Raw genomic sequence first — 22581 nt, 5'->3', positions numbered from 1 at the left:
TTCAGCGGATTTCCAGCCGGTCGTCGACGCCCGCCACGGCGGCCCCCCATCCCGTCTCCCGCCTCGCCAGAGCGGCATATTGAGCATGGTCAACCAAAAAAATCGGGCCGTTCGGTTTCGGCCCGACCGTCGCGAGCTTGACTCGCGTCAACAAGCCTGTTGCGCCAGCGAGTACCGTGGTCATGATCACCACCCACACAGGAGCGCGGTCATGGCGCAATCAACGCGGCCGGCATCGGCCAACGGCAGTGCCCGGCAGGATACCCGCGCCGCCGGGCGACCGGCCAGGAGTTCGGCCGACGGCGCGGTCCGAAGCCTTGCCGGAGCCAAGGCCTCGAGCCCAGGCAATGGCGCTGCCCGGGCGGAGCCGGCGCCAGCCTTGCACACGGGGCTGGAAGCCGTCGCCGCCACCTGGTTCGGCGAAATCTGGAGCCGCGCGCATCGGTTGGGCGAGGGCCGGGCCGCCGTGGCGGACGCCGGCCCGGATCTCATCCATGATCTGCGGATCTACGTGCGCCGGCTGTGCGCGCTGTCCGACCTGCTGCCACGGCCGCCAGGCGCGCGCCCCATGCGTCGCGCGCTGCGCAAGGAAGTGGCCTGGGCCATGCAGCCGCTGTCGCGGGCGCGCGATTGGGACGTCTTCACGATGGAAGTGCTGCCGCAGCTCTGCGATGCCGATCCGGATATCGATCCGCAAGCCTCGGCCGCGCGGGCCCGCGCCCGCTCCGAGATCGCGCACGACGAGATGTACGCCAACCTGCAGACCGAACGCTTCCAGGCCATGCTGCGCCTGCTCCGGGAACGCAGCGCGGAGATCCCCGCCGCCATGGCCGAGCGCGCGCCCCGGTCGCTGTATCGCGCGCTCGGCCGCCGCCTCGAGGGTTGGGACGCGGCGCTGCGCGCGCGCCTGGATAACGCCGCCGACCAGGGGCCGCGGCGCCAGCATGCGGCGCGGATCCGCGTCAAACGCCTGCGCTATGCCAGCGAGGCGCTGTTGCTGCTCAGTCCATCCCGCAAGCTCGAGCGCTACGTCAAGGCCCTGGCCGACGTGCAAGGCGCGCTGGGCAGCGCGCAGGACTTCCGTACAGCCGCCGCGCTGGGGCGCGATGTGTGTGTCAGCCTGTCGACCGGCAGGCTGGCGGGTCGACAAGGCGACAAAGCGGCCCTGCGATTGCTGCGCAGGGCCGGCGATGGCCTGCGCTCAGCCAGCCGGCGCCTGCTGCGGCGGCCGTCTTTCTGGGCGCAGGCCAGCCGCGGACGGGTGGCCCGACGCCTCGGGCCCGCTGGCGCCGAAGCGCCGCGCGCCACCGCGTGACGCGGCATCCCCCTCAGGCGGCCGCGGGAGCCGCCGGGCCTGTCTGCCCTTCGTGCCGGGCCGGCTCCAGCACCGCCGGCATCCGGGGATCCGGCCGGAACACCGTCAGACCTTTCACTCCCAGGCGCCAGGCTTGCAGGAACAGCGCGCCGACCTCTGCCGCCGTGCACTCGGGCGGCAGCGGCACCGTCTTCGAAATCGCGGCATCCACCCAGGGCTGCAGCGCCGCCAGCATGGCGATATGCGCGGATGGGGCGATATCGGCCGCGCGGCGGAAGTAGGGCGGCAGTTCGTCGCCATCGCCATGCAACCGGCGCCAGAGCCGCCATGCGGGATTCTGCGCCACCACGTTGCGCGCCGGGGCCTCGCCGATGCGCAGCCGGCGGCGATACTGCCACGCGTGGGCCGGCTCGATGCCGGTCGAGCAATTGTCGAAGAAGGCAATGCTGACGCTGCCCGTGGGCGCGAACGAAACCAGATGGCTGTTCCTGAGGCCGTGCCGCCGGATGGCGGCCTGCACGGCGGGCGGCAGGGGTGGCCATCCGGCCCTGGGCTCCAGATACGGTCTTGGCGCATAGGCGGGAAACACGCCGCGTTCAGCCGCCAGCCCGGCCGACGCCAGATAGGCCTGGTCGCGGATGCAGCGAGCGATCCGCGCGGCGAACACGCGCGCGGCCGGCGAGCCATAGTCCAACCGCAGCATCAGCAGCGCATCCCCAAGCCCGGACAGTCCCACGCCGATACGGCGCTTGGCCTGGGCCTCGGCCGCCTGTTCCGGCAAAGGCCAGCGGGTCAGGTCCAGCACGTTGTCCAACAGGCGCACCTGTATCCGCACGCGTCGTCCCAGCTCGCTGAAATCGAAGCCGGGCGGTCCGTTCACGCCGAACGGATTGCGCACGAAGCGCGACGCATTGATCGGCCCGAGCACGCAGCTCCCATGGGGCGGCAGGGGTTGCTCGCCGCAAGGGTTGGTGGCCGACAGGCGTTCGCTGTCGCGCAGCGGATTCAGCGCATTGATCGTGTCCACGAACAGCACCCCCGGTTCAGCGTCCCGGCAGGCCGCGGCGGTCAGCGCCTCCCACAGCCGCCGCGCCGGCAGGCGGGCATAGGGCCATGTTCCATGGTCGCCACGCACGCCTCGCTGTGATGCCTGTCCGCCCGCCGGCGGGCAGGCATGGCGCAGGGTCCACGCCTCGTCGTTCTCCACGGCCCGCAGGAAGCGGTCGCTCAGCGCGACCGACAGGTTCAGGGTCGGCCAGCGGCGCCGTCCGGCCTTGGCGTGCAGGAAGGCGGGCAGGTCGGGATGATCGCAGGCCAGCACGCCCATCTGCGCGCCCCGCCGGCGCCTGGCCGGCGTGGCCAGGGCCTGGCAGGCCTGGTCGTAGCGGTCGATGACGGCGCATGCGCCGCCCCGACCCGCGCCGGAGTCCGCGGGCGGCACAGGGCTGAAGTCATAGCCGACACCACCGCCCATGGACATCGTGCGCACGGCGCGGGCCAGCGCCGCATCCAGGCCTTGCGGCCAGCCCAGGCCGGGATCGATGGCAGGCTGGACGAAGCAGTTCACCATAGTGGCCCCGCCGTCACCGTCGCCGTCTGCGGCGCCGGCATTGGCCATGATGCGCCCCGCGCCGATCGCGCCGGCGAGGAAATTTTCCAGGAAGAGGGCGGCGTGGCGCTCCCGCTCCGGTCCGGCCTCCCGCGCCGCCAGCGCGATTGCCACCCGGCGGTACGTATCGATCCGCAACGACTCGCCTGGCCACGCGTAGCGGTCCGCATAGACCAGATCCGAAATATCCCCAGGCTCGGTCATGGCGCGTCCTCGTGATGCTGGCGCATCGGCCCGCATGGCCGCGCCGATGCCTTGGTGTAGCACCGCCCCGAGGCGCCGTGCTTGACTGTTGTCAACAGCGGGCGGGCGCGGCCATGCGTCAATGGACTTGTCCGTCCGGACGGCAAGGGGCCGCCGGACACTTGCCCAAGATCAGGGAGCCGGTATGAAAACGCGCCTCGCCCTCGTGCTGTTCCATGTCCTGCTCATGCTGTTGCCGATGGCCGGCGCCCGGGCGCAACCGGCCAGGAGCCCGATGACCGTCTCGCCTGCCATGCTCGCGCGCGTCGATCAGGAGTCCGAGGCCGTGCTGTTGCGCCTGTACCGGCTGTCTCCCCGGGCGCGCGCCGTGCTGGCCCGCGCCTTCGGGACGCTGATCGTGCCCGGCCTGCGGGCGGATGGCGGCATCCTGGGAGTGGCCTATGGGCGCGGCGTGCTGATCGAGGCGGGCGGCGAACGCACCTATTACAACGTTATCGCCGGTCCGCCCGGGGCCATACTCGGCCTGGACGACAAGTCCCTCGTCCTGTTCTTTTCGACACAGGACGCGCTGCAGACGTTCCTGGCCGCGCCGGGCTGGGTGGAGGGCGAGAACGGCGCCATCCAGATCCTGGACGAGCAGGCCCTGACGGGGCCACGCGGTCCGGCGCCAGGACCGATCGCCGGTTTCATCCTGGCCGACGACCATCTGGCGCGCGGACTGTCCCTGTCGGGCAGCCTGTTCATCAAGGTGCCGATGTTCCTGTGCAGCGACGCGTCGGCCGCCTGCGCCGCCGACGGCGCGATGCCCCAGGGGCGCTAGAGCGTGGCCAGCATGGCGACGACGACGAGCGCCATGACGCCCGTGGCGCTCCAGCCCGCCAGGCGCAGGCAGGGACCGATGACATGCGCGCCCATGACCTTGGGCCGCGACGCCAGCAGCATCATCACGCTCATGATGGGCAGCGCGATCACGCCATTGCACACCGCCGCCCAGAACAGTTCCGCCACCGGATCGAGCGGGGTGAAGCACAGCGCCACTCCGCCCATGGTGGCCGCGCCGATGATCGCGTAGAAGGCCGCGCCCTCGCCCTTGTCCAGACGGGCGTCCAGGCTGCCCGGCCAGCCGGCGGCCTCGGCCACGGCATAGGCGGCCGACCCCGCCAGCACCGGCACGGCCAGCAGGCCGGTGCCCACGATGCCCAGGCAGAACAGCGCGAAGCAGAAGTCCCCGGCCAGCGGCCGCAGCGCCTCGGCGGCTTGCGCGGACGTCTGGATAGCCGCGCCGCCGTCCGCGTGCAGCGTGGCGGCGGTGGCGAGAATGATGAAAAAGCCAATCAGGTTCGAGAAAGTCATGCCAACCAGGGTATCCGCGCGGATGCGCCGCAACTGTGCCCGCAGGCCGGCCCCGGAGCGCGGCCGCCCATCATGGCCGGACTCCATCTCCAGGGCGGCCTGCCAGAAGAACAGATAGGGACTGATGGTGGTGCCGAACACCGCGACGATCATCAGCAGCGCATCGTGGCCGAGCGCCAGGCCGGGCAGGGCGGTCTCGCGGATCAGGGCTGGCCAGTCCACCTCGACGGTGAAGGCGACCGCGACATAGGCCAGCAATGCCAGCGTCAGCCATTTGAGCCAGCGCACGTAGGCCTGATAACGCATGTACACCTGCAGCGTCAGGCTGAGCGCGCCGAAACCCGCCGCATACAGCCCTACCGGCCCTCCCGCGACCAGATGCACCGCCTGCGCCATCGCGGCGATATCCGCGGCCAGGTTGAGCGTGTTGGCCGTCAGCAGCAGTCCGACCACGGCCCACAGCACTATTGGCGGAAAATCGCGCTTGATGTTGGCGGCCAGGCCGCGCCGCGTAACGCAGCCGATGCGCGCGCTGACGAGCTGGATCGCGACCATCAGCGGCAGCGTCAGCGGCATGGTCCACAGCATCGCGTAGCCGAACTGCGCGCCGGCCTGGGAATAGGTGGCGATGCCGCTGGGATCGTCGTCCGCCGCGCCGGTGATCAGGCCGGCGCCCAGCGCGGGCGGGCCGATGGGCGCGGGCTTGCGCCGGCGCGCGCGAGCCCGCCCGTCACGCATTCTCCAGCCCTTGGTCGGGCCACCGGCCATTGCGAATCTCTTCCGGATCCAGGCCTTCGGCGCGCGCCTGGGCCAGCTGCCGGTCGCGCTGCGCAAGCAGGCGCTCGCGGGCGGCCGGGGCGCAGCCACGCAGGCGCGGCACGCGCTCGAGCACATCCATCGCCAGGCTGTAGCGGTCGATGCCGTTGAGCACCGCGAGTTCGAACGGCGTATTCAGGTCTCCCTCTTCACGATAGCCATGCACGTGAAAGCCGGCATGGTTGCGCCGGCGGTAGCACAGCCGGTGGATCAGCGCGGGATAGCCATGGAAATTGAAGATCACCGGCTTGTCCGCCGTGAACAGCGCGTCGAACGCCTCGTCCGGCAGGCCATGCGGATGCACGGCCGGCGGCACCAGCGTGAAAAGATCGACCACGTTGACGAAGCGGATCTTCAGGCCGTGAAACAGGGACTTGAGCAATGCGACCGCGGCCAGCGCTTCCTGCGTGGGAATGTCGCCGGCGCAGGCCAGCACCACATCGGGCTCGTGCTGCACGAACGTGCCCGCCCAATCCCAGGCGCCGATGCCGGCCCGGCAATGGCGCGCCGCCCCGGCCGCGTCGAGGTAGACGGGGTGCGCCTGCTTGTCGGCCACGATTACGTTGACATGGCCGACCGACTGCAGGCAATGCCGGGCCACGCTCAGCAGGCAATTGGCGTCCGGCGGCAGATAGATGCGCACCACGTCGGGCCGCTTGTTGGCCGCCACGTCCAGGAAGCCTGGATCCTGATGGCTGAAGCCGTTATGGTCCTGGCGCCAGACGACCGAGGTGAGCAGCAGGTTCAGCGCCGGAACCGGGGCGCGCCACGGCGCCAGCCGCCGGGCCTTGTCCAGCCACTTCGCGTGCTGGTTGAACATCGAATCGATGACGTGCGCGAAGGCCTCGTAGGTGGCGAACAGGCCGTGCCTGCCGGTCAGCGTGTAGCCTTCGAGCCAGCCTTGCAGCGTCTGCTCGCTGAGGATTTCCATGACGCGCCCGTCCGGGGCGAGGTGGCCGCCGTCGGCATCGCCCTCCAGCCGCTGGACCATCCAGGCCTTGCCGCTGGCTTCATAGACCGCCTCCAGGCGGTTGCTGGCGGTCTCGTCGGGGCCGAACAGCCGGAAGCGGTCCGGATTTGCGCGCATCACGTCCCGCAGATAGGCGCCCAGCGCCTGCGTGGGCGACGCGTCGGCGGCGCCGGGCGCGGCGACCGGCAGGCTGTATGCGTCCGGCCCGGGCAGCGCGAGCGGACGCCGCAATGCCCCGCCATCGGCATGCGGGTTGGCGCTGACGCGGCGCGCGCCGGTCGGGGCCAGCGTCCGCAGCCCGGCCGCCAGCCGGCCCTCCTGGTCGAACAGGGTCTCGGGCTGGTAGGCGCGCAGCCAGGCTTCCAGCGCCTGCAATTCCTGCGGCCGCCCGGCAGGGTCGGCCAGCGGAACCTGGTGCGAGCGCCAGGAATTCTCCACGGCATGGCCGTCGACCCGCCGAGGCCCGGTCCAGCCTTTCGGCGTGCGCAGCACGATCATGGGCCAGCGAATCCTCGCCGGTCCGCCGCCGCCGCGCGCGCGGGCCTGGATCGCCCGGATTTCCGCCACGCACTGGCCCAGCGCGCGTGCCATCTTCCGGTGCATGGCGGGCGGATCGTCGCCAGCCACGAAACAGGGGCGATAGCCATGCCCCTCGAAGAAGGCCTGCAGTTCCGCGGGAGGGATGCGCGCCAGCAGGGCAGGGTTGGCGATCTTGTAGCCGTTCAGGTGCAGGATGGGCAGCACGGCGCCGTCGCGCGCCGGGTTCAGGAACCTGGCCGATTGCCAGGAGGCGGCCAGCGCGCCGGTTTCGGCCTCGCCGTCCCCGACCATCGCGGCGACGATCAGGTCGGGATTGTCGAAGGCCGCCCCAAACGCGTGCGACAGGCTGTAGCCCAGCTCACCGCCCTCGTGGATCGAGCCGGGCAGTTGTGGCGTGCAGTGCGAACCGATGCCGTGCGGCGCCGAAAAGTGCCGGAACAGGTGCGTCATGCCGGCCTCGTCCTGCGAGCATTCGGGATAGCGCTCCGAGTAGTGCCCGTCGAGATAGGCATGGGCCAGCACCGCCGCGGCGCCGTGTCCTGGGCCGCACACGAACATCAGGTCCAGGTCGTGCTCGCGGATGAGGCGGTTCAGATGCGTCAGCGTGAAGCTCAGGCCGGGGCACGTGCCCCAGTGCCCCAGGATCCGCGGTTTGATGTGCGCCGGCTCCAGCGGCCGGCGCAGCAGGACGTTGTCGCGCAGGTACAGCATGCCGGCGCACAGGTAATTGCTGGCCCGCCAATAGGCGTGCAGACGGTCCACTTCATTGTTGGACGGCACGGAAATCATGGCTTCCCCTGGTCTGGCCGGGCCAGCTTCCCCGCGCCGGTCCTAGTTGACCAGCACGACGGGGAGATGGACGATATGCAGCAGCTTGAGCGCCACCGACCCGAGCATGAGGCTGCCCGCCGCGCCCAGGCCGCGCGATCCCATCACGATATGGTCGCACTGTTGCTCGGCCGCGTAGGCCTTGATGGCTTCGGCGATCTTGCCGACCCGCAATCCCGACTGATACATGACGCCTGCCTTGTCCAGCGCGATCCGGGCATCGGCCAGCGCCGTCCTGGCTTCGTCCTCGTAGTACTCCTGGATCATATCGCTCGACACAAAGGCAAGCACCGTGCCCGAGACGATCGGCGGCTGCACGTTCAGCAGATGCAAGTTGCAGGCGCCATGCTCGCGGACATGGTCGATCATGTAGTGCACGGCGCGCAGCGAATTGGCGGATCCGTCGACCGGGATGAGTACATTCTTCATGGCGCCTCCAGGCGGAGCAGGATGTAGCGGGGAAGGGCAGGCATGCGCCCATCATCGCGCCGCCACGGCGCGCGCCCTTGACGGCGGTCAAGCTGGCGCGCTCTTTTGCGCCCGGCCTCGACGTTCGTCCCTGTTTTTCGCTTGACTATCGTCAACCCGGAGCCGGACCGCCGGCGCAAGATGGCAGGACAGACCAGGCCGGGCAGGGCGCGCAAGCCGGCCGCCGGCAACCCATGCAAACACGGGGAGATATTCGCCATGTTCCGCCGCATCGCCGTACATCTCGACAACGGCATCGACTGCCGCCGCCGCGTTGAATTCGCCCTGCAGATGGCTAGGCCGCACGATGCCCATCTCACCGGCATATTCGCCAGCTACATGCTGCCGCGCTACTTTTACGACGAAGGCGGCATGTGGGTCCGCGCGCTCGACCTCGTCAAGGAACTCAACACCAAGGGACGCATGGCAGTGCAGGCGGCGTTCAGCGAAGCCACGGCGCAGGCCGGCGTGGCCGCGTCCTGGCGCCAGGGCGAGGACATGCCCGCCGAGTGCGTCGTCCGGCACGCGCGTCATTCGGATGTGCTGATCCTGGGCCAGGAGAATGCCGGCGACGTGGAAGCCGCCACCGGCAACGACTTCGTTGAGCAGGTGCTGCTATCCGCCGGGCGTCCCGTCATCGTGCTGCCGACGGCGGGGTCCTTCCGCAACGCAGGCGCGCGGGTGCTGTACTGCTGGAACCAGAGCCGCGAGTCGGCCCGCGCGATCGCCGACGCGGCGCCCTTGCTGCGCGGCGCCAGCGCGCTGCGCGCCCTGACGCTGGGCCACGGGGCCCCGGCCGATCCGGATCTGCGGGCTTCCTTCGAAGACCTGGCCGCCTACTGCGCCAGCCACGGCTTTCCCCAGCTGGAGTCGGAGTTCCGCGACGCACGAGAGGCCGGCATCGGAGACGCCATCCTGAGCGCGGCCGCCGATTTCGGCGCGGACCTGATCGTCATGGGGGCATACGGACACAGCCGCACGCGCCAATGGATCATGGGAGGCGCCACGCGCTCGCTGTTGGAGGCGATGACCTTGCCGGTGTTTTTTTCTCACTAGGCGACGCCGGGCGGATGCCGGGAAAAGAGGCGGCCGTCGTTGGTTTGCATAATGCAGAGCGATGAAAGAGCATGCGCAATAGTCGTCAAGCAGCAACAAGCGGAGCGGTGCTGGCCCTCCCTTCCGACGCTAGGCGGAAGGCAGTCCAAGCCATCCATGGGCGCCAACGTAAATGCCGACTGCGATGATCAGCACACTGGACAGGTAGGGAGCCCGCCGAGCTATTGCACTGAACCAGGGAGCACGCTGGGTAACGTGCCGCACGCTAAGCGCCGCAACTGCCCCAACAGTAACCAGGGTGATGGCGAGCCCGATCGAGAAGCACAACACCAGCACAGCCCCTAAGGTGAACTCCTTTAACTGCAAACACAGGAGCAACACGGTGATGGCCGCAGGGCAGGGAATAAGACCTCCCGTCAGTCCGAACAAAGCGATCTGCCAGTTGGTCACATTCCGGTTCGCGAATCGCCGACGGATGTCGTTGGCATGCGCCAGCTGGTGGGCGTCCTGGTATTGCTCAGCCGCGACATCCAATCCGCGCAACGGTTCGTGAATGTGATCGTGCTGGTGGTTATCTGGCTCCAGGAACGCGACGTCATAGCTGTGGACGCGGCCACCGTGAGTCAACGCCAGGCGTGCAATGAACTCATGAGGTTCCGGTACCTGTTCCAGTGACTCCAGGTAGCCATCCTTCTGCACGAACAGGAACACCTGCTGACGGCCATCGGTTCGTTCGGTTGTCAGCGTCACATCCTCTGCCTGACAGTGACTCCCTCGCAGGTTGGTCAGACGCCACCGAGGAGGTACGCCGTCCTCGAACACTTCGAGGGCGACGCGGCCGTGCCCGGTGTCGACCTCGTATCGCTCCAGACCGTGGGTGTGCCCGTCGTGCTCATGATTGTGATGGGAGTGGTCGTGCGCGTCGCCATGCTGTTCCCGCCAGGTTCGCCAGAACATCCAGGCCGCGATCAGCACGATGACCGCGCCCGAGGCCAGCTGGAAGTAAGGCTCCAACGCCTCGGCAGCCACGCCTCGCCATAAATACATGCCGCCCAGTCCGATGCCCCACACGATCAGCGTGTGCGAAATGGTCGCGGTGACGCCCAGCAGCACGGCCTGCCACACCGTCCCCCGGATCGCGACGATGAAGGCGGCCATCATCGTCTTGGAATGGCCGGGCTCCAGGCCGTGCAGGGCGCCCAGCAGGATGGCGCTGGGAATGAAGAGCCAGGCGTGCGATGCACCCTGGGCAAGCAGCTTGGCAAACGACAACATGGGAGAAATGGCCCCTAGAGGTACTTGGTGATCTCTTTGAATTCGTCGATGGTGCGCTGCTTGTCCACGTCCAGATCGCCCACGGCGTCTTGCAGGCAATGATCGATGTGGTCCTGGATCAGGATCTTCTTGGCCTGCGAGATTGCCTTTTCGACGGCATGCAGCTGTTGGGCCAGATCAAGGCAGGGACGATGCGCTTCCATCATCTGCAGGATGCTGCCCAGATGGCCTTGTGCCCGCTTGAGTCGCTTGGCGACGGCATCGTGATGGTGGTGGGGATTGGTTTTTTCCATGTCGCGCATCATATCCCCCCCGGGGGGATATGAACAGGAAGGCCATGAGGCTGGCATGGGATCGGAGCCTGGGATGCACCAGCGGCGAGCCGGCTGGAACGGGCACGCCACAATACAATCCACGCTCCAGAAGACACCACTGAACCAGCGAGACCAGTCATGCAGATCGCCATTGCGTCCGACCACGCCGGATACGAACTGAAGGAACAGCTCAAGAGCGCATTTGGCGACATCGATTGGCTGGATCTGGGCACGGATGGCGAAGCGTCGGTGGACTATCCCGATTTCGGCTTTGCCATGGGCGAGGCGATCACTGGGCGGAGAGCCGCGCAGGGCATCGTCATCTGCGGATCCGGCATCGGCATTTCCATTGCCGCCAACCGGTATCCGGCGGTGCGGGCGGCCTTGTGCACGGACGCCACCATGGCGCGCCTGAGCCGCCAGCACAACGACGCGAACGTGCTGGCGCTGGGCAGCAGGATCGTCGGGCTCGAGGTCGCGTGCGATTGCGTCCGGGCATTCCGGGATACGCCATTCGAAGGCGGACGCCATCAAAGACGGGCGGACAAGCTGGGAAGCGTGAATAAAGCGGATTGAAGCGGCGCCAGCCCGACGGGGAACACGGGGACTAAGCCGGCAAAGCGCGGCTGCAGGGAGGCACTGCCCGGAATCCGCATAATTCGTACTTTACATAATACACATTATGCGCATTACGGGTATAAACAATAGAGACGGGATCCTGTCAGCGTTCCACGCTTTCGACCCGCGATCCAAACGCTGTCTCCATCTCCCTACGGATTCGCCGCCCGGATCCCCGGCGAGCCAGGATCCGCCGCCCGACCAACGCCAAGGAATCCACAATCGCTCGTCCCGTGCCGGCTACCCGCCGACCGGCTCGAACGCCGCCGCATAGATCGCCAGCGCATCGGCTTCGGTCACTTCCCGAGGATTGTTCACCAGCAATCGCGTCTGCCGCATGGCATCGCTGGCCATCCGCGCCAGATCTCCCCGCTTGACGCCGACCTCGCCCAGGCTGCGCGGAATCCCCGTGTCGACAGCCAGCCGTTCAAAATAGCCGACCAAGGCAGCCGTCCTGGCCTCGTCGCTGCCCGTCACGCCCGGAACCACTACCTCGGCGATTTCGGCATAGCGCCTGCTGGCGGCCGGCGCGTTGAATTTCAGCACGGGCGCCAGCACCAGCGCGTTCGACAACCCATGCGGAACATGGAAAATGCCGCCGATGGGATATGCCAGCGCATGCACGGCCGCGACCGGCGAATTGGCGAAGGCCTGGCCGGCGAACATGGCGCCCAGCAGCATGGCGCTGCGCGCTTCTTTATTGCCGCCGTCCCGGCACGCGGTCAGGATATGGCGGGACAGCAGCTCCAGCGCCTTGATGGCCAGCATGTCCGACACCGGGTTCTTCAGATGCGCCGAGGTGTAGGCCTCGATGGCATGCACCATGGCGTCGATGCCGGTATAGGCCGTGGCGGCGCCGGGCAGTCCCAGGGTCAGTTCCGCGTCCAGAATCGCCAGATCGGCGTACAGCTGCGGCGCGACCACGCCCATCTTGGTGGTTTCCCCGGTCGTCACGATGGATACCGCCGTCACTTCCGAACCGGTGCCGGCGGTCGTCGGCATCTGCACCAGAGGCAGGCGCTGGCCGGATACTTTCCCGACGCCATACATGTCCGCCAAGGGCTGCTGGCCCGCTAGCAGCACGGCCAACAGCTTGGCCACGTCCATGGACGAGCCGCCGCCCAGGCCCAGCACCACCTCCGCGTCTGCCTGGCGGGCGCGCTCGGCGGCGTCCAGCACGACGGATTCCAGAGGATCGGCGACCACGTCGTCGATCACGGTCACCTGCCAGCCATGCCTGGCCAGGTCGGCCAGGGCCGGCGCCAGGAGGCCGCTCTTGTGCAGGAAGCCATCGGTGACGACGCACAGCCGGACCTGCGCCGGATACTGCTTGCGCAGCAAGGCGCCGAGCTGGCGCGCCGCGCCGAATTCCGAAATGATGGTCGGGACAGTCTGGAATTGGAAAGCGTTCATAGGACGATGCATCAGGAGTTATGCAGCAAGGTTTCACGCAGGAACGCGGCGGCCCGGATCAGCATGACGCGCCCGGTATCGATACGGCCCGCCGACGTGATGATGCCATGCGCGTGCGCTGGCAGGTGGTGATGTTCGACACGCGCGCCGGCCGCGATGGCTCGCGCGGCGTAGGCCACGCCCTCGTCCGCCAGGGGATCCAGCCCGCAACTCAGCAGGAACAGGGAAGCGTTGGACGGGCGCGGCGCCAGGAGTGGAGAAAGAAGCGGAGAAAAAAGCGAGGGAAAACGCGCGTCGTCCAAGGAAGTACCCGGTCGCAGGTAGTGGTCGCGGAACCAGTGCATCGAGTTGGCGGTCAGTGGGAATCCGGCGACGATGCGTTGGTACGAAGCCGTCTCGCCACGCAGATCGGTCACGGGATAGAACAGCACCTGCGCCCGGACGATGCAAGCCCGAGGCAACAGAACCTGCGTGTTCGCCAGGACCGCGGCCAGGTTGCCGCCGGCGCTGTCGCCCGCCAGGCCCAGCCGCGAAACATCCACGTCCAGGCTCGCGGCATGATCGACCAGCCAGCGCAACGCGGCGGCGCAATCGTCCAGCGGTGTTGGAAACGGATGCTCGGGCGCCAGACGATAGTCGACGGCGTACACCGCGGCTCCGCTTTCCCTGGCCAGCGTCCGGCAGATGGCATCGTGCGTGTCCAGGTTGCCGATCACCCAGCCTCCGCCGTGCATGAACAGCACTGCCGGCGGCTTGCCCGATGCGTCGCGGCGATACTCACGCACGCGCAGGGTCGCGCCTGGAACCGGCACCTCATGATCGCGGACGACGGCGCAATCGGCGCGCGGCAGGCCATTGGCCTCGCAGCCGCGCAGGTAGTTGTCCCGCGCGGTGGCCAAGGGCACGTCCTGAAAAGAAATCTCGCCGCTTTCCCGATAGGCCTGGATCAGGTCCCGCGCATCCGGGGCGATCGAGGATAGCGGGACGCGCTCGACGTCCTGCTTGCGCCGTTCGCTCATCGCGCCGTCTCCGCGCGCAGCCACAGATAGTCGTCCGCGTTCCAGCGCACGGCCGCCTGGTACTGATCAGCGGTCCCGGACCAGTTGTTGATGACCTTGCCCGCCGCGTTCTTGTACCAGCTGGAGCAGTTGGCGGAAAACGCCGACGTGGTCATGTCCGCCTGCAAGCGCTCGTTGTAGCGGGCGTACACCGGCGGCTTGACGCTCAGCGCCGCGCCCTGCTCCTGCCCTGCCCTCAGCGCCTCGACGATGTAGCGCTGCTGGATTTCCAGCATGGTGATGATCGAGTTGTGATTCAGATTGGTGTTGGGCCCGTAGATCAGGAACATGTTCGGGAAATCCGGCACGGCCATGCCCAGATAGGCGGCCGCGCCCTCTTCCCACGCCTGCGACAGGTTCGCGCCCGCCGCGCCCAGCACGGCCAGATCGCCATGAAAAGCCTGGCTGGCGAAGCCAGTGCCGAACACCACCGCGTCGAACGGCAGCTCCTCGCCATCGGCCGTCACGATGCCTTGCGCGTAGAAGCGCTTGATGGGCCGCGTTTCCAGCGTCACGTTGGGCCGCGTCAGCGCGGGGTAGAAATCGTCGGAGCGCAGGATGCGCTTGCAGCCCAGCTCGTAGTCCGGCGTCAGCTTGGCGCGCAGCTGCGGGTCGGCCACCTGCGCCGCCAGGTGCGCCTTGGCGACGTCGACGCCCTGCCGCTGTTCGTCGGTGCCCATCTGCGTACGGCGAAAGCCGTTTTCGCGGAACGCATGCAGATGCCGGCGCGACGCCTCAAAGGTGGCCGGATCGGCCTCGTAGGCATCCAACTGCTCCTGCGTGAAGGCCTGCTGATTGCGTGGCATGATCCAGTTCGCCGAACGCTGGAACACCGTCAGGTGCGCCACTTCTGGCGCGATCTCGGGCACGTACTGCACCGCCGACGCGGCATTTCCGACGGAGGCCACGCGCTTGCCGCGCAGTTCGACGGCGCCATTCCAGCGCGCGGAATGGAAGCTCGCGCCCCGATAGGTTTCCAGGCCGGGGAAGGCGGGAATCGACGGTTGGTTCAGCTGCCCCCACGCCGGCACGAAGTACGTGGCCGTGTAGCGTTCCCCTCCGCGCGTCTCGAAGCGCCACAGGCGGCTCTCGCCATCCCAGCGGGCCTCGGTGATCTCGTGATTCAGGCGCAGATGCGCGCGCAGGCCATAGGCGTCGGCCAGCCGGTGCATATAGCCCAGCAGCTCTTCCCGCCCCGCGTACATGCGGCTGACGCGCAGGTGCGGAAAGAACGAATAACAATAGAGGTGGGCTTCGGTGTCGCAGGCCGCGCCCGGATAATTGTTGTCCAGCCAGACGCCGCCGATATCGCCGGAGCGCTCCAGGATGACGAAATCCTCGTCGCCGTTGCGCGCCAGCTGGGCGCCCATGCCCAGGCCGCCGAAGCCGGCGCCGAGGATCAGCGTGCGGAAATGCGTAATGCGTTCACTCATGATGCTTCTACTCCAGTCGAATCAGGCGCCGTGACGGTCCTGGTGGGCGCGGTCCACCTCGTGCAGGGACACATTGCGGGTTTCCGACAGCACGGCCAGCGCCAGCAGGGACAGCACCACGGTGCCGGCCAGATAGGTCACGATGGGTCCGGTGCCGCCGTAGTCGCGCAGCAACAGGGTCGCGACCAGCGGCGCGATCGAACCGGCCACGATGGTCGCGATCTGGTAGCAGAACGATGCGCCGGCATAGCGCATCGAGGTCGGGAAGATCTCCGAGAAGTACGCCGCCTGCGGGCCGTAGCAGAGCGCCTGGAAGAACAGCCCCATGCAGATGACGCCTAGGATATGAACGTTCGAGCCCGAATCCAGGCCAGGGAAATACAGGAACGCCCAGACCAGCAAGCCGGCATAACCCAGCGCGATGCAGGCCTTGCGCCCGATGCGGTCGGACAGGTAGCCGCCGAACAGCATCGAGAAGAACTGGAAGATGTTCGCGATGAACATGATGAACATCACCGTCTGCGACGGCAGCTTGGCATGCACGGTGAGATAGGTGATGGAGAACACCACGATCACGTAATAGACCGTGTTCTCGCCCACCCGCAGCAGGATGCTGAAGAAGGTCTTGCCCGGATAGGCGGCCAGCGCGTCCTTGAGCGAGGCCGCCTTCTTGCGCGCCTCTTTCTGCCGGCGATAGGATTCCACGAAAATCGGCGCGTCCTCCACCGAACGGCGAATGTAATAGCCGACGAAAACGATGATCCCGGACAGCCAGAAGGCCACGCGCCAGCCCCAATCCAGGAAGGCCTCCTTGGACAGCAGCGAGGACAGGCCGAACAGCACGATCGAGGCCAGCACATTGCCGATGCAGGCCGCCGATTGCGGATAGCTGGCCCAATAGCCGCGCCGGTCGGGCGGCGAGTGTTCGGCGATCAGCAGCACCGCCCCGCCCCACTCCCCGCCCACGGCGAAGCCCTGGATGAAGCGCAGCAATACCAGCAGCGCCGGCGCCGCGAAGCCGATGGCCTGGAACCCGGGCAGGCATCCCATCAGGAAGGTGGAAGACCCCACCAGCAGCAAGCTGAATTGCAGCAGCTTCTTGCGGCCCAGCCGGTCGCCGAAATGGCCGAAGACGATGCCGCCCAGCGGCCGGGCGATGAAGCCGACGGCATAGGTCGCGAACGCGGCGATGATGGCGCTCAGGGGGCTGTCGACCTTGGGGAAGAACAGCGGCCCGAACACCAGGGTGCTGGCCACGCCGTAGATGAAGAACTCATACCACTCCGCGACCGTCCCGGCCATCGAGGCGGCCACGACTTTCTTGATTTCACTGTTGCCTGATTGCTGCGCGGTAATCCCGCCCGCCGGGGCGACGCCCGCGCTATTGCTGATGGCCATGCCGACCTCCTCCTGGTAACCGATTTCTTGTCTGTCTTGGGGAAAGCGCGAGCATCAAGCTTGATCGCGCTCAAGACATATGGAATAAAATCCACATAGGAGACGGGAGCGTATCGCCGGCCCCAGAGCCGAGTCTTGCATCAACGCGCAAGCGACTTGCGCCAGGCTGCAAAGACATCCTCCAGGAGAGACATATGCAGTTGGTTTTCGATGCCCGGCAGCATGCGCTGCCGCAACGGCGCGAGTTATGGCAGACGGCGCTGTGCAGCGCCTACATCGCGCTGGATGCGGAACTGCCGGGCACCAACGACTACCAGGGCAGCCTGAGCAAGGATGATTTCGGTCCGGTGTCGATCACCGACATCCGGCTGTCGCAACACGTGATCCGCCGGCGCAGGCAGCATCTGGCCCAGCTCGACAAGGACTGCTACTACCTGCAGATCCTGCAGAAAGGCCACGCGCAGCTCGTCCAGGGCAGGCACGAACTGCCGTCGAATCAGGCGGTCGCCGCGATGTTCTATTCCGGCGAGCCCTACGACCTGCAATGCCTGGCCGACATCCGCGCGCTCTATCTGGAGATCCCGCGTGAAAGCCTGAAAAGCCGCCTGGCGCGGCAGGATTTCCCCATCGCGGGCAACGTCGGCATCGGCAGCGGCGTCGGCAAGCTGGCCGCGCAGCTATGCGTCAACCTGGCGGCGGAAAGCCGCGCCATCACGCATGCCGACAAGGCCCGGCTGGGCGGCGAACTGCTCAACATCGTGGCGCTGGCGCTGGACCGCGACCCGGGTCCGGATACGGATGGCGACCCGCATCGGCAGGCGCGGCTGAGCCTGATCCAGTCCTGGATCGAGCAGCATCTGTCCGACCCTGAACTGTCGCTCGAAGCGATCGCCCGGCATCACAACATCTCGGTGCGCCTGCTGCATCATCTGTTCCGCCAGGAAGGTGAATCGCCCGCGGAATGGATCTGGAGCCGGCGGCTGCAGAAATGCCATGACCTGATCCGCTCGCCGCAGGAAATGCACCGCTCGATCACGGACATCGCCTACTCGCTGGGTTTCAGCAGCTCTTCGCATTTCAGCAATGCGTTCAAGGCCAGGTTCGGCATGCGGCCCAGCGAGGCGCGGCGCGGCTAGGTCGAGCCGGGCGAGCCGTCCCGCCACGGCCTCATGGAAAATGGGCAGCCTGCCGGCGCGGCCGTCGTTCAAGCGCTAATCGTGCGGAAATGCCTGGAACACGGGCAAGGCTTCCGCTTGTGCCGACAGCTGCGCCAGTCCGGGATGGTTCCGGGCCTGGATGGCTCCTGGCAACAAGGCCTGCGTGAACCGCCACGCCACCGCCGCCGTCACGGCGAACTGGCCAACCTTCTTCAAGGGCAGCGTCGGCGTCCATGTCTTGTGCAAGGCGGTCTCGAGCGTCGCGTAGGCCGCGTCCAACTGGCCCTGCACACGGGCCACCCAGGGCTCGTGCTGCTTCTGCGCCGGACGCAGATTTCGTTCATAGACGATCTGCACCGTCTTCTCGCAAGCCGCCAATGCCAGCCCGATGACGGCCGTGGCCTGGCGCCGCTGCGCCAGGGAATCCGGCATCAGCGTGCGTCCGCTGGCATGCTCCGCATAGTCGATGATGAGCGTGGAATCCATCAGTACCGTGCCATCGTCCAACACCAGCGTGGGCGCCTTGACAACCGGATTGATGGCCTTGAATTCGTCGAAGGCGCTGAAGACGGATAGCGGCTGATGATCGAAATCGACGCCGAGCAGACGCAGCGATATGGCGGTGCGCCGTACATAGGGGGAATCCAGCATGCCGATGAGCTTCACGTTTTCTCCGAATGGTTGACAGCCTGGGGCGCCCCTGTGAATGGGCGGACGGCATCATCGCATATCAGCGTCGCGACGCGCCAGGTCTCAGCGTATTCCCACCTCCCCTTGCCTGCCTGAATGCGGAAACCCGATTATCTCGGCGCGCGTCCGCATATCCGATTTCATTCCAATTCATTGAAAATCCATAAATCGAAAACTCCTAAGATCACATCCTCGCGGCGCAATGCGGCCAAGGTATCGGTACGTGCATATACTCGCCAGATTGCGAATCGTCGGGCTGACCTATATTTTCAAAGCATGTATATGCCAATAATTGCGCCCGCCCGCCGACGACCGAGGGACATGCGTTTCCTCTTGCTGCCCGGGACATTGCACGGGAATGTCAACGCGCCGAAGCGCACTCTGCTCTTCCGCCACATGACAGCAAGAATGCATGACTCAAATAATGGGCCATCCCGGCGCTGCACTCATGACAAAGCCTGGCCGATATAAATCGGCAATAAATCCGAAATACAGAAAACATATAAATGTCTACAGTCGCCTTTCCGTGATTCAGGGCATTCCCTAGCCGCCGATTATTTTCTCTTGCTAAATATTTTTCTTGCGAGCATTATCGGTGCCTCGTCGCAAATTCAGGCCATTATTCGATTGCTTCGGTATATAAAACCGAACGCTGTCCATTATTGCGCCCGACGTGCCCGTGACGATTCCAGAAGTCTCCCGCTTTCAAAAGAGCATGCCGATGAACGATACAAATTCGCAATCGACAGTGGGCCTCTTGAATGTCGATGCCGCCTCGGAACAGGATGATCGCTGGCTGTCCGGCTTGATGCGCGGGTGGACGCGCGCCATTGAGTTGCGCGACTGGAACGGGTTCAAACAGATGCTGAACCTGGACGAAATCTACTATTTCGGCCAGCCGACGCCGCTGGAAGATGCCGTACAGACGCTGCAGAACCAGTTCAAGAACGCCTGCGACATCGAAATCAACCAGCGCCAGATCGGCAACAAGATCCTGCGCGACGGCAGCCGTCGCATGTCCTTCGCCCTGGATCTGTACTGGACCGCGCTACCGGACTGGCAGGAACGCCAGGAGCACATCGTCGTGCATGCCGTCCTGCGCGCCAGCCGCGCCACCTGGGTGGCCGAGCAGCTCGTCATCGACCGCAACCTGGATGTCGACGGGAATGCGCCGGTCGCGCGCGCCACCGCGCCCGGAGACATCCCGGAACCCATCAGCCCCCAGGCCGGACAGGCGCAATCCCAAGGGCACGGCGGCCCCGCGCTGGAAGCCGCCGTGGACGCGAAAGCGCTCTATTTCGTCAACCCGGACACTCGCCAGGCCGAGGCCGCCGCGCCCTCGCATCCGCCACCAGCGGGCAAATCACGTCACGTCGTGTACATGCCCGTCATCATCGACGGCGAAACACTGCAGGCCATCCTCGGATCCTGACCGCCATGCGCACCGCCACGGCCGCGCCGCATTGCGATGCCATCCATGCGGCGCATATCGCGCGCGTGACCGTCGAGACACTGGTCGGCCGCCCGCTCAGCCACGCCAACACCCCGTTCGTCGACGCCTGCCTGCGCAATCTCGGCATGCTGGCCGACCGGCTGGATGGCTTACGGGGCTCGCTGGCTGCGCCGCATGGCGCGCAGGCCGCCGACCTGGCGCGGCAGCTGCGGGCGGTGGCGCTCGCGCCGGGGCAGGACGCGATCCACGCCTGCGGGCACTACATACGCGAGTCCTTTGGCCTGTATGCCGGATTGATGCGCGTGGACCGGCCCCGCACCGATGCCCCTGCCGATCCGCTGCGCGGCATGCGCCCGCGCGCGATCGTCGTGGCCATCGGCCCGGGCCTGGGCATCGGCGACGAGATCAAGCTGCGGCCGCTTTTGCAGCGGCTGGAGCGGCACTTCGCCGTTCCGGCGGATGCGATGCACGTCTTTTCGTACTGCCCGGCCATCTGGCGCACCCTGCAGGGCGACTGGCGGACAGGCGATCTCGGCAGTCAGCCCATGGCGGCGTTCGATCGCCTTACGGCCTTGCGCGACGCCCATCCCGTGGCCGGCCAGGTGCTGATGGTCTTCTGCAACTTCCTGCGCCGCAACGGACTGCGCACCATGCTGCCCTACGAGGACTGGCACGACGTGCTGGACATCTCGGTCGGCTCGGGCGAGATCTCCATCCACCGTCACGGACAGCGATCGGAGATGCACTGGTGCGGCATGGACCTGGATCATCCTTGCCTGAGCCGTGCGCTGCATCGGATGGGCAGCCACATCCTGCCGCGCGGCGATGCGCCGCTGTCCACGGCCGCGCCCTCGCCGGCCCGCCGGCCCTGGACGCGCGGCGCGCCTTTCCGAATGTTGATCAGTCCGTTCACGTCCAAGCGCTCGCCGCACACCGCCCACGACTGGGCCGAATGCGTTGCCGCCATGGCGCGCGCGCTGCCCGGACGGCGTCCGGTGCGCTGCACGGTGCTGCCCGGCCTGACGGCGGAGTGCCGCTCGCATGCGCAGGACATTGCCCGCCTGGTCAGCTATCGCCTGAACGGCCGTGGCCACGCCGAGCTTGCCCATCCCGACGGCCTGATGCTGACCGCGGACAACGCCATGGGCTACGTCGCCGGCGAACTGGCCAGGTCCGACCTGCTGCTCGGCATCGACACGTATACCGCCCACTTGGCGGCCGAGACAGGCACGCCCTCCATCGCCCTGTGCCTGGAACACAACCCGCGCTTCTGGGCGCCCTCCCCCTGGACGTTCTGGTTCAACCTCCAGACCGGGCCACAAAGCGTGATGCAGGCGGCCCGCGCCGTCACTCGCTTGCTGGATCCCGAAGCCCGCGCCGGCCTGCCCTTCGCCGGACTGGCGCACGCCGCGTCCACGCTGGCGCAATCCGGTGGCCTCGGCGCCGCCAACACGGTGGCGTTGCTGGATCAGGCTTGGCAGGCCCTGCCGCACGGCGTGCAACGCGCGCTCGAACGGCTGGACGACCGCTATTCCTGGCCGTATCGGCGGCCGCGCTTGCAGGATCACAACTCGCCGCACGAAAGGGACCTGCTGTCGCGTTCCAATTTCCTCAGGCTGCTCGGCCTGGCGGCCCCCTCTCTGTGGAGCAACAATGATCACGCTGCCCATTGATCTGCTGGACGCGACGGTGCGCACGCGCGCGGCCACGCATGCCGAGCGTCACGGCGCGGGATTGCGGGATTTCCGCCTGCGCGTCGAGGCCCAGTTCCAGGTGGAAGTGGCGCGCACGCGCCAGGCGTTCTCGGCCGATGCCACACGCGCCGGCGCCGCCGCCTTCGTCCAGCATCTGGGCGGGTACGTCGGCTGGCTGGGATGGTCGAGCTGGTGCGCCAGCCATCTGGCCATGCCGTTGGGACTGAGCGGCGACGCCGACACGCGCCGCCTCGCGGCTGCCATGCTGGTCTATGCCGGCCCACGGGTCATGGACGACGCGCTGGACAACCACCACACCTATAAGGGCAAGCGCACCACCCTGGTCGGCGCGCTGGCCCAGAGCCACCCTCAGCTCGACGACGGCCAGCGCCGCGCCTATGCCATGCTGGCAGGCACCTGGATCATGCTGGCGGGCATCGAGCGCCTGCATCGCCATGCGGGAGAAGCGGCCGCGTTGACCACGCTCAGGATCTGCGAGCGGATTCCGCCCGGCATCCTGCTGGAGGGAATGGGTTCGGGTCAGGCCAACCTGGCCGAATACCAGGAAATCCTGCAGATGAAGTCGATCTGGTACGACGAGATCCTGTACCGCAACCTGCTGGACCCCTGCCCGACGCCGCTGCGCACGACCGTGCTTCAGGCCACCGCGCACCTGTCCCGGCTGGCCCAGTACCTGAACGACATCGTCGACCATGACGCCGACTCGTCCGCCGGCCAGCCGAACCTGTGCACCTGGGTCTGCACGCCCGACGACATCCTGGATATCTGCGCGCAGGAAGTGTCGGCCATTCTGGCGCTGATGGAAGACCTGCCCGAGGAGGTTGGCGACGCATTGGCCGCCTCGTTGAACGATACCCATCGCGCCGCGCTACGCCTGAACGAAACCCAACCCTAGTCT

20 protein-coding genes are annotated in these 22581 nt (G+C 67.0%); 8 read left to right on the top strand and 12 right to left on the bottom strand.

The window, feature by feature from the left end; all coding sequences use genetic code 11:
* Nucleotide 1: 1 nt before the first annotated feature.
* Nucleotides 2–184 (bottom strand): hypothetical protein, encoded by a 183-nt coding sequence (locus C2U31_RS30610; RefSeq protein ID WP_158658419.1) that lies wholly within the window; start codon nucleotides 182–184, stop codon nucleotides 2–4.
* Between the two features lie 195 nt (nucleotides 185–379).
* Here C2U31_RS30610 and C2U31_RS20210 point away from each other — a divergent pair, with 195 nt between their 5' ends.
* A complete protein-coding gene (locus C2U31_RS20210; protein WP_158658418.1) occupies nucleotides 380–1315 on the top strand; it encodes a CHAD domain-containing protein in 936 nt (311 codons plus the stop codon).
* A gap of 13 nt (nucleotides 1316–1328) precedes the next feature.
* Here the strand turns inward: C2U31_RS20210 and C2U31_RS20205 are convergent, their stop codons facing one another.
* The gene (locus tag C2U31_RS20205) at nucleotides 1329–3128 is read right to left on the bottom strand and encodes an adenosylcobalamin-dependent ribonucleoside-diphosphate reductase (RefSeq protein WP_103274413.1); all 1800 of its coding nucleotides are present in this window, start codon (nucleotides 3126–3128) and stop codon (nucleotides 1329–1331) included.
* A gap of 184 nt (nucleotides 3129–3312) precedes the next feature.
* On the opposite strand from C2U31_RS20205, the gene C2U31_RS20200 reads away from it, so the two are divergent.
* Nucleotides 3313–3948, top strand: coding sequence for a hypothetical protein (locus tag C2U31_RS20200; RefSeq protein ID WP_103274412.1), 636 nt, complete (start codon nucleotides 3313–3315; stop codon nucleotides 3946–3948).
* Here C2U31_RS20200 and C2U31_RS20195 read toward each other — a convergent pair.
* The 3 genes from C2U31_RS20195 to C2U31_RS20185 are packed head-to-tail and all read right to left on the bottom strand — an operon-like array spanning nucleotide 3945 to nucleotide 8064.
* Nucleotides 3945–5249: an NRAMP family divalent metal transporter gene (locus C2U31_RS20195; RefSeq protein WP_233772431.1), complete on the bottom strand. Its 1305-nt coding sequence runs from the start codon at nucleotides 5247–5249 to the stop codon at nucleotides 3945–3947. The genes C2U31_RS20200 and C2U31_RS20195 overlap by 4 nt on opposite strands.
* Nucleotides 5212–7596: a phosphoketolase gene (locus C2U31_RS20190; RefSeq protein ID WP_103274410.1), complete on the bottom strand. Its 2385-nt coding sequence runs from the start codon at nucleotides 7594–7596 to the stop codon at nucleotides 5212–5214. The genes C2U31_RS20195 and C2U31_RS20190 overlap by 38 nt, the downstream gene beginning before the upstream one ends.
* Before the next feature lie 42 nt (nucleotides 7597–7638).
* On the bottom strand, nucleotides 7639–8064 hold the full coding sequence (locus C2U31_RS20185; protein ID WP_103274409.1) for a universal stress protein: 426 nt from the start codon (nucleotides 8062–8064) through the stop codon (nucleotides 7639–7641).
* A gap of 258 nt (nucleotides 8065–8322) precedes the next feature.
* Here C2U31_RS20185 and C2U31_RS20180 point away from each other — a divergent pair, with 258 nt between their 5' ends.
* On the top strand, nucleotides 8323–9159 hold the full coding sequence (locus tag C2U31_RS20180) for a universal stress protein (protein ID WP_103274408.1): 837 nt from the start codon (nucleotides 8323–8325) through the stop codon (nucleotides 9157–9159).
* Nucleotides 9160–9288: 129 nt separating this feature from the next.
* Here the strand turns inward: C2U31_RS20180 and C2U31_RS20175 are convergent, their stop codons facing one another.
* Nucleotides 9289–10434: a nickel/cobalt efflux transporter gene (locus C2U31_RS20175; RefSeq protein WP_103274407.1), complete on the bottom strand. Its 1146-nt coding sequence runs from the start codon at nucleotides 10432–10434 to the stop codon at nucleotides 9289–9291.
* Nucleotides 10435–10448: 14 nt separating this feature from the next.
* On the bottom strand, nucleotides 10449–10736 hold the full coding sequence (locus C2U31_RS20170) for a metal-sensing transcriptional repressor (RefSeq protein WP_304562600.1): 288 nt from the start codon (nucleotides 10734–10736) through the stop codon (nucleotides 10449–10451).
* Between the two features lie 150 nt (nucleotides 10737–10886).
* Here C2U31_RS20170 and rpiB point away from each other — a divergent pair, with 150 nt between their 5' ends.
* Entirely contained in the window at nucleotides 10887–11324 is a 438-nt protein-coding gene (gene rpiB, locus C2U31_RS20165; RefSeq protein ID WP_103274406.1) for a ribose 5-phosphate isomerase B, read from the top strand.
* Between the two features lie 282 nt (nucleotides 11325–11606).
* Here the strand turns inward: rpiB and C2U31_RS20160 are convergent, their stop codons facing one another.
* From C2U31_RS20160 to C2U31_RS20145, 4 genes are read right to left on the bottom strand one after another with little or no spacing between them, the layout of a single operon-like run.
* Nucleotides 11607–12779, bottom strand: coding sequence for an iron-containing alcohol dehydrogenase (locus C2U31_RS20160; RefSeq protein WP_103274405.1), 1173 nt, complete (start codon nucleotides 12777–12779; stop codon nucleotides 11607–11609).
* A gap of 11 nt (nucleotides 12780–12790) precedes the next feature.
* Nucleotides 12791–13798 (bottom strand): alpha/beta hydrolase, encoded by a 1008-nt coding sequence (locus C2U31_RS20155; protein ID WP_103274404.1) that lies wholly within the window; start codon nucleotides 13796–13798, stop codon nucleotides 12791–12793.
* Nucleotides 13795–15270, bottom strand: a complete 1476-nt coding sequence (locus C2U31_RS20150; RefSeq protein WP_103274403.1) for an NAD(P)/FAD-dependent oxidoreductase — start codon at nucleotides 15268–15270, stop codon at nucleotides 13795–13797. The genes C2U31_RS20155 and C2U31_RS20150 overlap by 4 nt, the downstream gene beginning before the upstream one ends.
* A 21-nt stretch (nucleotides 15271–15291) precedes the next feature.
* A complete protein-coding gene (locus tag C2U31_RS20145; protein WP_103274402.1) occupies nucleotides 15292–16668 on the bottom strand; it encodes an MFS transporter in 1377 nt (458 codons plus the stop codon).
* Between the two features lie 194 nt (nucleotides 16669–16862).
* On the opposite strand from C2U31_RS20145, the gene C2U31_RS20140 reads away from it, so the two are divergent.
* On the top strand, nucleotides 16863–17804 hold the full coding sequence (locus tag C2U31_RS20140; protein ID WP_103274401.1) for a helix-turn-helix domain-containing protein: 942 nt from the start codon (nucleotides 16863–16865) through the stop codon (nucleotides 17802–17804).
* Nucleotides 17805–17879: 75 nt separating this feature from the next.
* Here C2U31_RS20140 and C2U31_RS20135 read toward each other — a convergent pair whose 3' ends face one another.
* On the bottom strand, nucleotides 17880–18491 hold the full coding sequence (locus tag C2U31_RS20135) for a glutathione S-transferase (protein ID WP_103274400.1): 612 nt from the start codon (nucleotides 18489–18491) through the stop codon (nucleotides 17880–17882).
* Between the two features lie 745 nt (nucleotides 18492–19236).
* On the opposite strand from C2U31_RS20135, the gene C2U31_RS20130 reads away from it, so the two are divergent.
* The 3 genes from C2U31_RS20130 to C2U31_RS20120 are packed head-to-tail and all read left to right on the top strand — an operon-like array spanning nucleotide 19237 to nucleotide 22578.
* Nucleotides 19237–19947, top strand: a complete 711-nt coding sequence (locus C2U31_RS20130) for a hypothetical protein (RefSeq protein WP_158658417.1) — start codon at nucleotides 19237–19239, stop codon at nucleotides 19945–19947.
* Between the two features lie 5 nt (nucleotides 19948–19952).
* Complete coding sequence (locus C2U31_RS20125; protein WP_103274398.1) at nucleotides 19953–21641, top strand: hypothetical protein; 1689 nt, start codon at nucleotides 19953–19955, stop codon at nucleotides 21639–21641.
* Complete coding sequence (locus C2U31_RS20120) at nucleotides 21622–22578, top strand: class 1 isoprenoid biosynthesis enzyme (protein ID WP_103274397.1); 957 nt, start codon at nucleotides 21622–21624, stop codon at nucleotides 22576–22578. The genes C2U31_RS20125 and C2U31_RS20120 overlap by 20 nt, the downstream gene beginning before the upstream one ends.
* The last annotated feature ends 3 nt before the right edge of the window (nucleotides 22579–22581 follow it).

It is taken from the genome of Achromobacter sp. AONIH1 (assembly GCF_002902905.1).
Taxonomy (GTDB): Bacteria; Pseudomonadota; Gammaproteobacteria; order Burkholderiales; family Burkholderiaceae_B; genus Achromobacter.
The sequence above is the reverse complement of the archived record's forward strand: the minus strand, read 5'-3'. Positions and strand labels throughout refer to the sequence as shown.